The sequence below is a fragment of the Promicromonospora vindobonensis genome, assembly GCF_042685865.1.
Classification (GTDB): Bacteria; Actinomycetota; Actinomycetes; order Actinomycetales; family Cellulomonadaceae; genus Promicromonospora; species Promicromonospora vindobonensis.
On the sequence record NZ_JBHUOG010000002.1, the window covers coordinates 544,167 to 559,617 of the forward strand.

The 15,451-nt window shown below is 71.9% G+C and carries 9 protein-coding genes and 1 tRNA gene; 7 read left to right on the forward strand and 3 right to left on the reverse strand.

Annotated features, from left to right (window positions below; all coding sequences use genetic code 11):
- The first annotated feature begins 139 nt into the window (after positions 1-139).
- From ACFS27_RS15640 to ACFS27_RS15655, 4 genes are all read left to right on the forward strand, one after another.
- A complete protein-coding gene (locus ACFS27_RS15640; RefSeq protein WP_377184602.1) occupies positions 140-3,760 on the forward strand; it encodes a S8 family serine peptidase in 3,621 nt (1,206 codons plus the stop codon).
- A gap of 137 nt (positions 3,761-3,897) precedes the next feature.
- The gene (locus ACFS27_RS15645) at positions 3,898-6,624 is read left to right on the forward strand and encodes a helix-turn-helix transcriptional regulator (protein WP_377184604.1); all 2,727 of its coding nucleotides are present in this window, start codon (positions 3,898-3,900) and stop codon (positions 6,622-6,624) included.
- A 270-nt stretch (positions 6,625-6,894) separates the two neighbouring features.
- Positions 6,895-6,968, forward strand: a tRNA-Pro gene (locus ACFS27_RS15650).
- 151 nt (positions 6,969-7,119) lie between these two features.
- The gene (locus tag ACFS27_RS15655; protein WP_377184606.1) at positions 7,120-8,826 is read left to right on the forward strand and encodes an acyltransferase; all 1,707 of its coding nucleotides are present in this window, start codon (positions 7,120-7,122) and stop codon (positions 8,824-8,826) included.
- 9 nt (positions 8,827-8,835) lie between these two features.
- Here the strand turns inward: ACFS27_RS15655 and ACFS27_RS15660 are convergent, their stop codons facing one another.
- On the reverse strand, positions 8,836-9,873 hold the full coding sequence (locus tag ACFS27_RS15660; RefSeq protein WP_377184608.1) for a LacI family DNA-binding transcriptional regulator: 1,038 nt from the start codon (positions 9,871-9,873) through the stop codon (positions 8,836-8,838).
- Positions 9,874-10,003: 130 nt separating this feature from the next.
- Here ACFS27_RS15660 and ACFS27_RS15665 point away from each other — a divergent pair, with 130 nt between their 5' ends.
- On the forward strand, positions 10,004-10,711 hold the full coding sequence (locus tag ACFS27_RS15665) for a ThuA domain-containing protein (RefSeq protein WP_377184610.1): 708 nt from the start codon (positions 10,004-10,006) through the stop codon (positions 10,709-10,711).
- The gene (locus tag ACFS27_RS15670; RefSeq protein WP_377184612.1) at positions 10,696-11,814 is read left to right on the forward strand and encodes a Gfo/Idh/MocA family protein; all 1,119 of its coding nucleotides are present in this window, start codon (positions 10,696-10,698) and stop codon (positions 11,812-11,814) included. The genes ACFS27_RS15665 and ACFS27_RS15670 overlap by 16 nt, the downstream gene beginning before the upstream one ends.
- Positions 11,815-11,872: 58 nt before the next feature.
- Here ACFS27_RS15670 and ACFS27_RS15675 read toward each other — a convergent pair whose 3' ends face one another.
- Complete coding sequence (locus ACFS27_RS15675; protein WP_377184614.1) at positions 11,873-12,433, reverse strand: TetR/AcrR family transcriptional regulator; 561 nt, start codon at positions 12,431-12,433, stop codon at positions 11,873-11,875.
- 120 nt (positions 12,434-12,553) lie between these two features.
- Here ACFS27_RS15675 and ACFS27_RS15680 point away from each other — a divergent pair, with 120 nt between their 5' ends.
- Positions 12,554-14,386 carry an ABC transporter ATP-binding protein gene (locus ACFS27_RS15680; RefSeq protein WP_377184616.1) on the forward strand — a complete coding sequence of 611 codons (1,833 nt, stop codon included), beginning with the start codon at positions 12,554-12,556 and terminating at the stop codon, positions 14,384-14,386.
- A gap of 22 nt (positions 14,387-14,408) precedes the next feature.
- Here the strand turns inward: ACFS27_RS15680 and ACFS27_RS15685 are convergent, their stop codons facing one another.
- Positions 14,409-15,404: a LacI family DNA-binding transcriptional regulator gene (locus ACFS27_RS15685; RefSeq protein ID WP_377184618.1), complete on the reverse strand. Its 996-nt coding sequence runs from the start codon at positions 15,402-15,404 to the stop codon at positions 14,409-14,411.
- Between the last annotated feature and the right edge of the window lie 47 nt (positions 15,405-15,451).

Consider the following 15,451-nt stretch of genomic DNA (forward strand, 5'->3'; position numbering starts at 1 on the left):
AGGAGAGGTAGACGTCATGCGTCGGAGGACGATCGCTGTGCTTGCGGTGTTGGCGGTGGGCCTGACCACCGGGGGTGCGGCTGCCGCGTCGGGCGGTACCCCGACTGCTTCCCCCTCTGACGGCGGGGAGGTTGTTGCGGTGACGTTGCTGACCGGCGACACGGTGCGACTCGCCACGGTCGACGGTCGCCGGTCCGCGGTGGTCGAGCCGGCGCGAGGTCGCGAGCGGGTCACCGTCCATCAGCTCGAGATCGACGGCGAGCTGCACGTGCTGCCGTCCGACGTGGTCCCGTACGTGGCGGACGACCTGCTGGACATGGAGCTGTTCAGCGTGGACGCCCTGATCGACCAGGGGTACGACGACACGTCGGTCGACACGCTGCCCGTGATCGCCACCTACGCCGCCGATGCGCGCGTGCAGGACGCGGGCGCGCTGGCCGCCGCGGACCCGACCGAGCGGCTGGAGAGCATCGACGCCCAGGCCCTGGACGTCGACAAGGAGGAGGCCGAGCAGTTCTGGCAGGCGATCACGGGAGGCGAGACCGGCGCGGCGGCCGCAGGCCGGCACCGCCTGAACGGTGGTGTCGAGAAGCTCTGGCTGGACGGGCAGGTGCAGGCGGACCTGCACGAGAGCACCGCGCAGATCGGCGCACCCGTCGCCTGGGAGGCCGGGATCGACGGCACCGGAGCGACCGTCGCCGTCCTGGACACCGGCGTGGACGCCACCCACCCCGACCTGGTCGGCAAGGTCGTCGACCAGCAGAACTTCACCGCTGAGGCTTCCGCGTACGACGGCCACGGGCACGGCACCCACGTGGCCGCGACCGTCGCGGGGACGGGGGCGGGCTCCGACGGCCTGCGGGCCGGTGTCGCTCCGGGCGCCGACCTGATCGTCGGCAAGGTCCTGGACGACTCGGGCAGCGGCTCGGACTCCGAGGTGATCGCCGGGATGGAGTGGGCCGCCCGGTCCGGCGCTGACGTGGTGAACATGAGCCTCGGCGGTAGCCCGACGGACGGTGCCGACCCGATGAGCCTGGCCGTGGACGCGCTGTCCGCGGACCACGACACGCTGTTCGTCATCGCCGCGGGCAACAGCGGGCCCGGGGCGATGACGGTCGGCTCGCCGGGCGCCGCCGACAGCGCCCTGACCGTCGGTGCGGTGGACCGTGACGAGAGCCTGGCCGAGTTCTCCAGCCGCGGCCCGCGCCTCGGTGATCTCGCCGTCAAGCCCGACGTCACGGCCCCAGGCGTGGGCATCGTGGCCGCGCGCTCCGGCGGCACGTCCATGGGCAATGTGGTCAACGACCTCTACACGTCCGCGAGCGGCACGTCGATGGCCACGCCCCACGTCGCCGGGGCGGCCGCCCTCCTGGCCTCGCAGCACTCCGGCTGGTCGTGGTCCCGCCTCAAGGACGGCCTGATCAGCACCGCCGCGCCGGGCGAGCTGAGCGTGTACGAGCAGGGCAGCGGCAGGGTGGACGTCGCACGGGCGGTCACCCAGGAGATCAGCGCCACCGGCACCCTCGGCCTTGGCACGTTCGAGGACGGCGAGACCGGCACCGTCACGCGAGAGGTGTCCTGGTCCAACGACGGCGACACGGAGGTCGAGCTCGAGCTGGACCTCAGCCTCACGAACGCTCAGGGCGAGGCCCCCGGTGCAGCCGTCTCGCTCGGTGCCGACGCCGTAGTGGTTCCCGCCGGCGGGACCGTCACGGCGCCCGTCACCGTGGACGTCGAAGCCCTGCCCTACGGGCAGTTCTCCGGGTCGCTCGTGGCCACGAACGGCAGCGACCTCACCCGCACGACGGTAGCCGTCGTCAAGGACCCGCCCGTCCACACGGTCACGATCCGTGCGATCGGCAGGGACGGGGCCGACGCCATGGCGACGCCTGTCGCGCTGTTCGGCGAGAATCCCCGGTTCGACGTGGTCACCTACGACACAGCGGTCGAGACCCGTCAGGTCGAGATGGCCGAGGGTACCTACTTCCTGCACGCCATGATCGACGGCGTTGGTGAGGAGGACGTGTCCGTCGTCGTCGACCCCGACCTGGAGGTCACCGGCGACATGGAGCTGGTGCTGGACGCCCGCGAGGCGAACCGGGTGCGGATCGAGACCCCCCTGCCGGCCGAGCCGCGCGGCCACCTCGGCTTCACGACCTACCGGCAGGTCGGGGACCGCACCTTCAGCAACTCGACGATGAAGTTCGACCTCACCTCCGACGTCTATGTCACACCCACCGACGCCGCCAAGGACGGCTACTTCGAGTTCACCTCGCGCTGGCAGCTCGCCGCGCCGATGCTGAAGGCCGAGGAGCCTGGCTCTCGCGGGCTGACGCTGTGGCCGAACTACGAGAGGTCCTCGCCCGAGGTGGACCTGCGGCGCGCGGTCCCGGTGGTCGACGTCGGACGCGGCCGGCCGGCGGACTACCGTGGCCGCGACGTCCGCGGGGCGGCGGTCGTCGCCCACCTCCAGGACAAGGAGCAGACCGACGCCGCGGTGGAAGCCGCGCTGGAGGCCGGAGCCGCGGTGCTGCTGATCGTCCCGGATGCCACCGCGCTGTGGTGGATCAACTTCTCGGGACAGGGCCCACGCCTGCCCCTGCCGGTCGCGGTGCTGTCCGAGGACGAGGCGGAGCAGGTGGCCGAGCGGCTGTCGGACGACGGTCGTGGCGGCACGCGTCCGGGCCACGGTCACGGCTCCACGGACCTGAAGCTCCGGTTCAGCGGTGACCAGCAGGTCCCGTACCGGTACGACGTCGTCCAGGTGTCGCCGAACCGTGTCCCGGAACGCGTGGTGCACACCGTCTCGGCCCGGAACACCGCCACCATCACGGCCAACTACCACTCGCTGGGCGGCGAGGAGTGGGCCAAGGAGCAGCGGTTCGCCTGGCGGCCCTGGCAGGACACCACGATCGTGGAGACCCAGCACGAGCTGCGCGAGGCGCAGTCACGCACCGAGTACGTCTCCTCCGGGGCGAGCGACACCCTCTGGCGCCAGCAGGTGCTGCACTTCAACTCCTGGGACACGTTCAACCCGATCATCGGTGGTTCCCTCCATGAGCTGCGCACCTATCGGCCGGGAGAACGCCTCACCTACGACTGGTACGGCGGGGTGCAGCGACCGGTCGTGGTCGGTGACGGCGCGGTGCGTACCGGCGACGAGCTGACCCTCGACGTCGCGGAGTTCGCCGAGGGCACCGGAGAGACCTACCAGCGTGCCGCACTGCCCGAGGAAGCCGTCGGCAGGGTGCTCGAGGACGGCGTGGTGATCCGTGAGGGCAGCGGGGTCTCCGGGACCTACGCCACCACGAAGAAGTCGGCGGACTACCGCGTCGAGCTGAGCACCACCCGTGACGAGCCGGACTGGACGTTCGGTACCGCCTCGGAGACCGTGTGGACGTTCGAGTCGGACCGTCCCCGCACGGGACGCACCGAGCGGCTGCCGATGATGCGGATCGACTACGACGTCCCGGTCGGCCTCGACAACCACGTGAGCACCAGGGGCTCGTCCCACGAGGTACGCCTGACGATCGATCACCCCGGATCGCACCGGGTCGCCGCCCTGGAGGCGTGGGCCTCGTTCGACGACGGTGAGACATGGGACCGTCTCCGGGTGGACCGGAACCACCGTGGAGACACCTTCGACGCCCAGGTCCGGCACCGGGGACAGGAGGGTGCGGTGTCCCTGAAGGTGCGGGCCGTGGACTCGGACGGCAACACCGTCACGCAATCGGTCACACGGGCCTACGGGATCGACTGACCGGCCCCTACCCCTCACCACGATGAAGGCCCATCCTGGCCTTCATCGTGGTGAGGGGCCACCCGCCCGCTCCGCATCAGGGTCCACTACAGTGGTTGCTACCTACTTCGACTGGAGCACCCCTGCTGGCGGATCTCGTGGGCCGGCGCTCAGAGCGTGAAGCGGTCGAGGAATTCCTGTCCCGCGGTCGGTCCGGGCACAGCGGCTCACTCGTGGTGCGAGGGGAAGCCGGGATCGGGAAGACCGCCGTCCTCGAGCACGCTCGCCGGACGGCACTCGCCTCAGCCTTCCGAGTGCAGTCGTCGGCCGGCGCCGAGTCCGAGACGCAGTTCGCCTTCGCCGGGCTGCACCAGTTGTGTGCACCCCTGCTGGATCGCACCGGCACGCTGCCCGAGCCGCAGCAGGCCGCGCTCGGAGTGGCGTTCGGGCTCCGCGGCGGCGCCGCGCCGGACCGGTTCCTGGTCGGGCTGGCGACGCTCCACCTGTTGGCCGAGGTGGCCGAGGAACAGCCCTTGCTGTGTCTCGTCGACGACGCGCAGTGGCTGGACGAGGCATCGGCGCAGGTCCTGGCCTTCGTGGCCCGACGGGTGGGGGCCGAGCGGTTGGCCCTCATGTTCGGGGTGCGCGACTCTGACGACGCCGACAGCCGTCCGTTCGCGGGGTTACCAGAGCTACGGCTGGAGCGGCTCCGCGAGTCCGATGCCCGGACGCTGCTCAGCGCTGCAGTGCGCACACCTATGGACGAGAGGGTGCGCGAGCGGATCCTGGCCGAGGCGGGCGGCAATCCGTTGGCGCTGCTCGAGCTGGGCAACGTGCGACCGGCGCACTTTGCCGGCGGGTTCGAGCTGCCCGACGCGCTGAGCGTCCCGCGTCGCCTGGAGGAGAGCTTCCGACGCCGTTCAGGCAACCTGCCCCCGCAGACGCAGCAGCTGCTGCTGGTCGCCGCGTCCGAGCCGACGGGCGACGCTGCGCTGCTGTGGCGCGCGGCAGCACACCTGGGCCTCGCTCGCGAGGTTGCGACGCCCGCGGAGGCCGCCGGGCTGCTGGAGATCGGCGTCGGGATACGGTTTCGCCACCCGCTGGTGCGGTCAGCGGTGTATCAGGCGGCCATGCCACCGGATCGTCGCCGAGCCCATGGCGCGCTGGCCGAGGCGACCGACCCACAGGCCGACCCGGATCGCCGTGCCTGGCATCGCGCGCAGGCGGTGCTGGGATCTGACGAAGAAGTCGCCGAAGGGTTGGAGCGCTCGGCCGGACGGGCGCGCGCTCGCGGGGGTGTGGCCGCCGCGGCCGCGTTCCTGCAGCGGGCAGCCGAGCTGTCTCCTGAGCCTGCCGCACGCGCGAGGCGGGCATTGGGGGCCGCCCACGCCAAGTATGAGGTCGGTGCGCCCGAGGCCGCCCTTGACCTGCTGGCGCTCGCGGCCGCCGGGCCGCTGGACGCCCTGCCGAGCGCCCGCCTCGAGCTGCTCCGCGCCCAGGTCGCGTTCTACCAGAGCCGAGGCGGTCGGGCGACGGGGATGCTGCTGGACGCCGCCAGGGCCCTCACTCCGCTCGATCCGGGTCTGGCCCGGGAGACGTACCTGCACGCACTCGACGCGGCGCTCGTCACCGGTGACCCCGACCGCGGTGTGCTGGAGGTCGCCAAGGCCGCGCTGGCCGCCCCTGCACCGCCCGGGTTGCCGCGGCCGCCGGACCTGTTGCTCGACGGCCTCGTGACCGCCTTCACGCGCGGGTACGAGTCGGGCGTACCCGAGCTTCGCCGGGCATTGCTCGCCTTCGCCCGCCAGGAGCCGAACGCGGAGCCCGACGGCGACGACCACCGCTGGTTGTGGCTGGTCAGCAGGACCGCCATGGCGGTCTTTGATGACGAGCTCGCCCACGTCCTCGCGGACCGTCACGTGCGACTGGCACGTGACGGGGCGTTCTCGACGCTCCCGACCGCACTTCTCGTCCAGTCCGTCCTGTTGGTGCTCGCCGGTGAGCTCGCTCGTGCCGCCGAGCTGACCGACGAGCAGGTCTCGATCACCGCCTCGACGACGGCCGCGCCGCTGCTCCACGCCCAGCTCATTCTCGCCGCCTGGCGCGGCCGCTCGGACGAGACCGGCGCGGTCCAGGCGGCTTTCGTCCGAGAAGCTGCCAGACGCGGCGACGACACCGAGGTCTCGCTGGCGCAGTACGCCCTGGCGGTGCTCCACAACGGTCTTGGAGAGTACGCAGCGGCTCGGACCGCCGCGACGCGGGCGTTCCAGTCCGATGAGCTGACCCACAGCAACCTGGCCCACCCGGAACTCATCGAGTCAGCGGCACGTACCGGTCAGCCGGAGAGCGCGGTCGAGGCGATGGAGCAGCTCTCCTCCCGGGCCTATGCCAGCGGCACGCCGTGGGCGCTCGGGATGGCAGCGCGCTCGCAGGCGCTCCTCAGCACCGGGTCGGCAGCCGAGGGTCAGTACCGCGAGGCGATCCGGCAGCTCGGGCAGAGCCGGATGGGCGGCTACCTCGCTCGCACCCATCTCGTCTACGGCGAGTGGCTTCGCCGTGAAGGTCGCCGCAGAGACGCCCGAGACCAGCTCCGCACCGCCCACCAGCTCCTCACCGACATGGGCGCGGAAGCGTTCGCCGCCCGCGCTGCACGCGAGCTCCGCGCGACGGGCGAGCGCCCACGCGCACGAACCGCCCAGCCGACCGACGAGCTCACCACCCAGGAGCTGCACGTCGCGCGGCTGGTGGCCACCGGAGCAACCTCCCGTGAGGTCGGCGCACAGCTGTTCCTCAGTCCACGGACCATCGAAGCCCACTTGCACAACATCTTCCGCAAGCTCGGCATCACCTCGCGCCGAGAGCTCAAAGAGCTCCACCTTCCCTGACCTGAGCCGTGCCCGGCCTGGGACCCGGATCCGCGGGGAGTGGTTACGTCCGCAGGGTGCGTTGCCGAGAGTCGACAAGGTCTACTCACAGCAGCACAGCTCGCCCGACAAGCATGTCTCCCTCGAGCGTTTGGCGCGTAGAGCTGTGATCTGGAACCTGAGTGACGCTTCGCGGCCGCCGTGGTCGGGCACACAGCCGGGGGTGGGGTAGTATTTCGGTCGTCCCCACGGGGACCAAACCGGTAGTCTCGAGCGTGCTCGGGAACGCCGCGGGCTGTGGCGCAGCTTGGTAGCGCACTTGACTGGGGGTCAAGGGGTCGCAGGTTCAAATCCTGTCAGCCCGACCGATCGCCCCTCACCTGTTACGCAGGTGGGGGGCGTTTTTGTGCTCCCGGGAGCGGCGCTGTGGTGAGCATGAAGGCAAGTGCGTCAGCAGTCAGGTCCGCGAGCTCAGCCACCTGAACGTCGACACCACCTGCGATTAGTCTTGGCGCCGTGCACCACTCACCGGCCGCGGGCGTCCGACGTATCGACTACTTTCCCTGGGAGTACGACCCCACGTCCTCGGAGGGCGAGGTGCAGGCGGCGCGTCAGCTCGAGCTGGCCGCCGAGGGGGCGACGTTCGGCGACGGCGTCTTCATCGCCCAGAACGCGGCGGTCTTCTGCGACCAGCTCTCCATCGGCGACCGCAGCTACGTGGGCGCGCTCGCCTATGTCACGGGTGACCTGACGATCGGCGCGGACTGTTCGATCAACCCCTACGCAGTGGTCCGCGGCGAGATCCGGATGGGGGACGGCGTCCGGATCGGAGCGCACAGCTCGATCCTCGGGTTCAACCACCGCATGTCCAACGACCTGCCGATCCACCAGCAGGGCACCTGGAGCAAGGGCATCACGCTCGGCGACGACGTGTGGATCGGCTCCAACGCCACGATCCTCGACGGGGTCACGGTCGGCGACCACGTCATCATCGGGGCTTCCGCCGTCGTCACCAAGGACGTGCCGGACTGGGCGGTCGTCGCGGGCAACCCCGCACGCGTCATCCGCGACCGGCGCACGGAGACCCGGGTTGCCCGGGAACGCGACCTCGAGGCGGAGCTCGACGCCTTCGCGAGGCGGGCCCGCGAACAGGCCGGTGACCTGCTGGCCCGCTGCTACGAGGACGGCCGGTTCGTGGACCGCCCGTCGGCGGCGGCGGGGACGCAGGAGCCGGCCATCCGCCCGTGGGCGGACGCCGTCGAGATCGCCGACGTCCTGCTCGGCACCCCGCCCCCGGGGTTCGACGCCGCGGACCTGGTCCGGCGGCTCACCACGCGGCAGGACCCGGCGACGGGGCTCGTCCCGGCGGCAGACCTCTCCGACCAGGGCCTGGCGCGACCACTGACGTCCGACGAGCCGCTCGACCCAGCGGACGGCAGCGCGAGCTACCACGTCCTCAGCGTGGGCTACGCGGTCCGGCTGCTCGGCGGGCGTCTCCCGTATCCCGTCCGCGCCGTGCACGAGCTGAGCGAGCAGGAGGTCATCGCCTCGCTCGAAGCACGTGACTGGGGCGCCGGGGCCTGGGGGAGCGGGGCCGCCGTCGACTCCCTCGCCACCGCGTGCGCCCTCAACATCACCGACTTCTCGGCGGATCTCGCCGACGGCGGCGCAGGCCCGGTCTACGGTCTCCTGGGCTGGCTGTCCGCACGAGCGAACCCCGAGACGGGGCTCTGGGGCGCACCGCAGCCGGCGCCCGAGCCGCGCTGGCTGCAGGCCGTGAACGGGTTCTACCGGCTGACCCGCGGCTCGTATGCCCAGTTCGGTCTGCCGCTGCCCTATCCGGAGGCCGCCGTCGACACCGTCCTGGTGCACGCGAGCGACCCGCACCTCGGTACCCCTGAGGGCTACACCGCCTGCAACATCCTCGACGTGATCCACCCGCTCTGGCTCGCGGCCAAGCAGACCGGGCACCGGCGCACCGAGGGCAGCGCGTGGGCACACGACCAGCTTCGGCGGGCGCTCGGGAGCTGGTCGGATGCCGAGGGCTTCGCCTTCGCACCGCACAGCGACGGACCCGACGGCGTCGCCGGCCTCCAGGGGACCGAGATGTGGCTGAGCATCGTCTGGTTGCTGGCCGACTACCTCGGCCTGTCGGACGCCCTTGGCTATCGTCCGCGCGGCGTGCACAGCCCGGACCCGCTCGTCCGCCTGGCGGCGCCGTAGCCTATAGCCCTAGCTCCGGTCCGCGGCGGTCGCTGCGCCCACCGCTGCCGTGGAGCCCCGGACGACGAGCGTCGTGGCGAGCTCCTCGCGCGGCGCCTCGCGGGGCGGGTCGGCGCTGATGCGCAGCAGCATCCGCAACGCCGCCTCACCCATCTCGGCGATGGGCTGGCGCACGGTGGTCAGCGCCGGGCTGACCCAGCGCGCCTCCGGCAGGTCGTCGAACCCGACCACGCTCACGTCGTCGGGGATCCGGAGCCCGAGCGCGGCCGCGGCGTCGTAGACGCCGAGCGCCATGGTGTCGGAACAGGCGAAGACGGCCGTGGGCGCCGGCGTGCCCCGCAACAGCTGGGCCGCCAGCTCGGCGGCGCTCTCGCGCTGCCAGGCGGTGTGAGCGACCCGGCTGTCCGGGAGCTCGAGCCCTGCCTGCGTGACGGCGGAGCGGAACCCGTCGACCCGCGCCTGGCTGTAGAGGTGCGTGCGCCGCCCGGCGAGCACCGCGAGGCGCTGGTGGCCCAGCGACAGGAGGTGCTCGGCGGCGACGCGCCCGCCGGCCCAGTTCGCCGCACCGACGCTGGCGACCGTGCTCGGTGGCTGGGTCACCGGATCGAGCAGCACGATCGGCACCTGCGCCGCCGCCAGCGTTGCGAGCTGTTCGGTCGTCGTGTCGACGAGCGCCAGCACCGCGCCGCGAAGCCTCCGCGCGAGCAGCCGGGTGAGCCAGGCGTCGTCGGGCGGCCGGGCCACCGAGACGACGATGTCGACCCCCGCCCCCTCCGCTGCACGTCCCACGCCGCTCAGCGCGCGGTTGGCCCAGGTGCCCTCGACGCCGCTGAGCACCAGGTCGACGAACGGGGAGCTGCCCCAGCGCGCCGGCGCGTCCCGGCCGGAGCGACCGCGATACCCGAGCTCCGCGACGATCTGCATGATGCGCGCGCGGGTCTCGGTCGAGACGTCGGACCGGCCGCTCAGGACCTTCGAGACGGTGGGTGTCGTCGTGCCGGCCGCCTTCGCGACGTCCGCGAGCGTCGTCCGACGTGGGTTCGCCATGCGGGTGACGCTAGCTGCGACGTCAATGTTGCGCAACTATTTGCCCCTTGTTCTCCCACCACCGGTCGTGTATCAAAGGGGAGCAGCGCTGCTGATGCCTGGATGTTGCGCAACTTTGGGAGAGTGCGAGATGACAACTTCGAAGACGAAGAGCGCCCTGATCGTGCGCGGCGGGTGGGACGGGCACCAGCCCGTCGAGACGACCGACTCGTTCCTCCCCTTCCTGAGGGAGCACGGGTACGACGTCCGGGTCGAGGGCACGACGGCCGTGTACGCCGACGTCGACTACCTGGCGGGCGTGGACGTCGTCGTCCAGACCACCACGATGAGCACGATCGAGGGCGAGGAGCTGCGGGGCCTGGTCTCGGCCGTGCGCAACGGCACGGGGCTGGCCGGGTGGCACGGCGGCATCGCCGACTCCTACCGGAGCAGCTCGGACTACCTCCAGCTCGTCGGCGGGCAGTTCGCCTGCCACCCGCCGAAGGCCGCCCCCGACCACCTGGCCGGCGAAGCGGCCGACAACTTCGTTCGGCACACGATCGACATCGTGCCCGAGCGGGCGGACCACCCGATCGTCGCGGGGATCACCGACTTCGAGCTGACGACCGAGCAGTACTGGGTGCTGTCCGACGACTACAACGACGTGCTCGCGACCACGACCCTCGCCGCCCGCGACTTCGACCCGTGGCACCGGCCGGTCACCTGTCCGGCCGTCTGGACCCGCCTGTGGGGCGAGGGCCGGGTGTTCGTCTCGACGCCGGGTCACGACCTGGCCACCGTCAGCGACCAGAACGTCCGCACGATCATCGAGAGGGGCATCCTGTGGGCCAGCCGCTGAGGGTCGGGATCGTCGGTCTCGGCGCCATCTCCGGGGCGTACCTGTCCACGTTCGAACGGCTGGACTCCGTCCGGCTCGTCGCCGTCTCGGACCTCGATCCGGACCGCGCTGCGTCGGTCGCGGCGGAGCGGGGCGTGCGCGCGCTGACCGTCGACCAGCTGACGACGGACCCCGGCGTCGACCTCGTGCTGAACCTCACGATCCCGGCCGCCCATGCCGAGATAGCGCTCAAGGCCATCGCGGGCGGCAAGGCCGTGTACGGCGAGAAGCCCCTCGCGGTCACGCTCGACGACGCCCGCAGCGTCCTGGACGCGGGCCGTGCGGCCGGTGTGCGGGTGGGGTGCGCGCCGGACACCGTGCTCGGCACGGGCGTCCAGACGGCGCGGAAGGCCATCGACGACGGCGCGATCGGGGAGCCGGTCGCAGCGACAGCGACGATGATGACGCCTGGCCACGAGCGCTGGCACCCCAACCCTGACTTCTACTACCAGTCCGGTGGTGGCCCGCTGCTCGACATGGGCCCGTACTACGTGACTGCGCTGGTCACCCTGCTGGGCCCGGTCGTGTCGGTGGTCGGCGCGGCGAGCCACACCCGGGCGACCCGCGAGATCGGCTCGGGCTCCCGGGAGGGACAGGTCATCCCCGTCGACGTCGACACGCACGTGACCGGGGTGCTCCGGCACGCGTCGGGCGTGCTGTCGACCCTGGTGATGAGCTTCGACTCGGTCGCCACCCGCGCGTCGCAGATCGAGGTCCACGGCCAGGCCGGCTCGCTCGTCGTTCCCGATCCCAACCAGTTCGACGGCGACGTGCAGCTGCACGAGCTGGGCGGGGCCTGGCGGACCTTGCCGCCCGCCGCCGGCTACCGGGACGCGGCACGTGGCTACGGCGTCGCCGACCTCGCGGCCACGCCCGCGGGTGTGCCCGCGCGTGCGAACGGCGAGGTCGCGTACCACGTCCTCGACATCATGACCGCACTGCTCGCGGCCGCCGACACCGGCACGACGGTCAGCGTGGAGAGCACGTGCGACCGGCCGGCGCCCGTGCCGCTGTCGGACGCGCCGCAGGCGCCCGAGGTGGCGGAGGTGCGCGGCCCGCGCTGACCCGTGTCGGCCCCGGCCCGCCCCGACGGCCGGCCGGGGGCCGAGGACGAGCAGGTGCTCAGGGGGCCACGCCGCGCCGGAACGACTGCACCGCGAGGTCCGCGGCGACGTGCCGGGGCAGGTCCTGGTTGCTGACCTCCGCTGCGCTGTAGAGCAGCGCGTAGTAGAGGGTGACCGCCCAGGAGGTCGGGATCTCAGGGTCGACGGACCCTTCCGCGCGCGCCCTGTCCATGAGCACCCGCATCTCCTCGTCGCCGTCCTCGGCGGACCAGTGGGGGTTGCCTTCGAACCTGGTCGGGTCGGAGAACAGGAAGATGACGCGGTCGCCCATCTCGACGCCCGCGCGCAGGTACTGCTCGAGGGTGTCCATCGCTGACGCGGCGGCGGCACTGCCGTCGTCCAGCGTCTCCAGCCGCGCCAGCGAGTCGAGCAGCAGGGCGTCGATGAGTGCCTGGCGATCGGTGAAGTAGCGGTGGAGGGTCGAGCGGCTGACCTCTGCCCGCTCGGCGATCGCACTCAGCGAGGCGGAGAAGTCGCGCGCCCACAACGAGGCAGCCGCGTCCAGCACGGCCTGCCGGGTCCGTGCGCGCGCTCCCCGCTCGATCTGCTCCGTCGTCACGAGGCCGAGGGTATGCCGTCATCCTGCGGGAGACAATTCAGTTGCTAAATGCGACGCGAGTGTCGCAGAATGGCTCGCGCAAGTGCAGTGGACCGCGAACCGAGCAGATGGAGTGGTGACGTGCCAGAGGGCAGAGCTGTCGACGAACGGACCACGCGGGACAAGGCGCGCATCCTCTGGGCCTACGCCCGCCCGCACAAGGCGGTACTGGTCGTCGCCCTTATCCTCGGTGCGGTGGCGACCGCTGCCGAGCTGGCGACCCCGCTCGTCACCAAGGCGGTGCTCGACGGGCTGGAGGCGTCCGCCTCCCTGCGCACCCCGATCACGATCCTCGGCGTCCTGCTGGTGGCAGGGACCGTCATGGGTCTGGTCCAGGGCATCATGCTCGGCACGCTGGCCGAGCGGATCATCCTCGCGGCGCGTACCGGCCTCGTGCGCCACCTGCTGCACGCTCGCGTCCCCGAGGTCACCGCCCGGCCGCCGGGCGAGCTCGTCACCCGTGTCACCTCGGACACCCTGCTCATCCGCGAGGCGACGACGTCCAGCGTCGTGAACTTCGTCAACGGCATCATCGGTCTGGTCGGCGCGATCGTGCTCATGGCCTACCTGGACGTCGTGCTGCTCGGCGTCACGCTCGTCGTCCTGGTGCTCGCAGGCATCAGCGTGGTCGCGCTGATGCCGCGGTTGTCCAAGGCGCAGCAGGAGGCGCAGGAGCACGTGGGCGCGCTCGGCGGGCGCCTCGAAGGAGTCGTCAGGGCCCTGCGGACGGTGAAGTCGGCGCGTGCCGAGTCGCGCGAGACCGACCGGGTCTCCGAGCACGCCAAGGCCTCGGCCCGGAGCGGCATCCGCGCCGTCAAGCTCGAGAACGTGTCCTGGACGATCACCGGCGTCGCGGTCAACCTGGCCGTGATGCTGCTGCTCGGCGTCGGCGCCTGGCGGGTGTCGACCGAGGCGATCACCGTCAGCACGCTCGTCGCGTTCCTGCTGTACGTGTTCCAGCTGATGATGCCGGTCATGCTCCTGACGATGTCGCTGACGTCGCTCCAGTCCGGGCTCGCGGCAGCCGCACGGATCGCGGAGGTCGAGGAGATGGAGCTGGAGACGGACGACGACGGCGCCGGGCCGGGTTCGCGCAACGGTGGCGGGGGAGCCACGGGCGTCGGCGTCGAACCACCGGTGCTGCGGCTGCACGGTGTCACCTACAGCTATGCCGGCGCGGACGCCGCCGCGAGGCCGGCGCTCGACGGCGTGGACCTCGACGTGCCACGGCGTGGCCACACCGCGATCGTCGGACCCTCGGGCGCCGGGAAGACGACCATCATGTCGCTCCTGCTCCGGTTCCTCCGCCCGGACGGCGGGCGGGTCGAGCTCGACGGGCACCCCTACGAGCACTGGAGCACCGACGAGATCCGGTCCCGGATCGCCTACGTCGAGCAGGACACCCCGATCGTCCCTGGCACCCTGCGGGAGAACCTTGCCTATGCCAGGCCGGACGCAACCGACGCCGAGATCCAGGCCGCCGTCGACGCCCTGCGGCTGACCGAGCGGGTGGCGGCGCTCCCGGACGGCCTGGACACGGAGGTCAACGCGTCGCAGCTGTCCGGTGGTGAACGGCAACGGGTGGCGGTGGCGCGTGCCCTGGTCGCGCGGCCGGAGATCCTGCTGCTCGACGAGGCGACGGCACAGCTCGACGGCCTCACCGAGGCAGCGCTGGCCGCGGCGATCCGGGACGTCGCAGGTACCGGAGCTGTCGTGACCATCGCGCACCGGATCTCGACGGTCATCGACGCCGACCAGATCGTGCTGCTCGAGCACGGCCGGGTGCGGGCGGTCGGCCGGCACACCGAGCTGCTGGAGGTGGACGAGCTCTACCGCGAGCTCGTGGCCGCACTGCGGCTGGACACCGGCGCCGCGGTGTCCAGAGCGGAGGAGCGCGCGCCGGCCGGAGCCTGACCCGTGGCCGCCGGGCCGGCGGCTACCGGCGGGTGCTCTCTCGTTCGACGAGACGGTGCGGCGCGAGGACTCGTCGCGGCTCGCTGTCGTCGCCGCCGATCCGCCGTGCCAGCGCGTCCATCGCGGCGTCCGCGATCGCTGCCTTGTCGGGCGAGACCGTCGTGAGGCTGGGCCGGCCGTACCGGCCGTCCTCGATGTCGTCGAACCCGACGACGGCCACCTGCTCGGGGACGGACACCCCGGCGTCGTGCAGTGCGCGCATCGCGCCGAGCGCGAGCAGGTCCGAGAAGCAGAAGAGGGCGTCCGGAAGGGTGCGGCCGTCCAGGATGCGGCGGGTCGCCTCCGCCCCGCCGCGCCGGCTGAACGAGTCGACGTAGGCGACGTCGGACGAGGCCCCTGCGTCCGAGCCCATCGCCTCTTCGAACCCGCTCAGCCGGAGCGAGCTCGAGGATCGCCTGGTGCGCTGGGCGCCGACGGCGACCACCCGCTCGCTGCCCATCGCCAGCAGGTGCTCGACGGCCTCGCGCGCGGCCGCGAAGTTGTCGATCTGGACGTGGTCGAAGCCGGGATGCGACTCCTCGCCCAGCAGCACGACGGGCCGTTGCGTCCTGGACGCTCTGGACAGGTCGTCGTCGGTCAGGTCCAGCGGGCTCACGATCAGGCCGTCGAAGATCGCCTTGGTGTCCGCCCTCGCGAGCAGCTCGCGCTCACGGTCGCGCACGCCGTCCGTCTGCTCGATCATCAGCGTGTACCCGTGGCGTCGCGCGGCCTCGATGAGCTCCCGGGCGAGCTCCGCGAAGTACGGGTTGTCGAGGTCGGGGACGACCAGCGCGGCCATGCCGGACCTGCCGGACCGCAGCATGCGCCCGATCTCGCTCGGCCGGTAGTCGAGCTGTTCGATGGCGGCACGCACGCGCTCCCGGGTACCGGGGGTGACGTTGACGCTGCCGCTCACGACATTGGACACGGTGCGCGCCGATACGCCGGCGAGGCGTGCGACGTCTTCGCGTTGGCTCACTAGGTCCTCCTATTGCATCGTGGCAAGCATACTGGCTACTGTGCGTG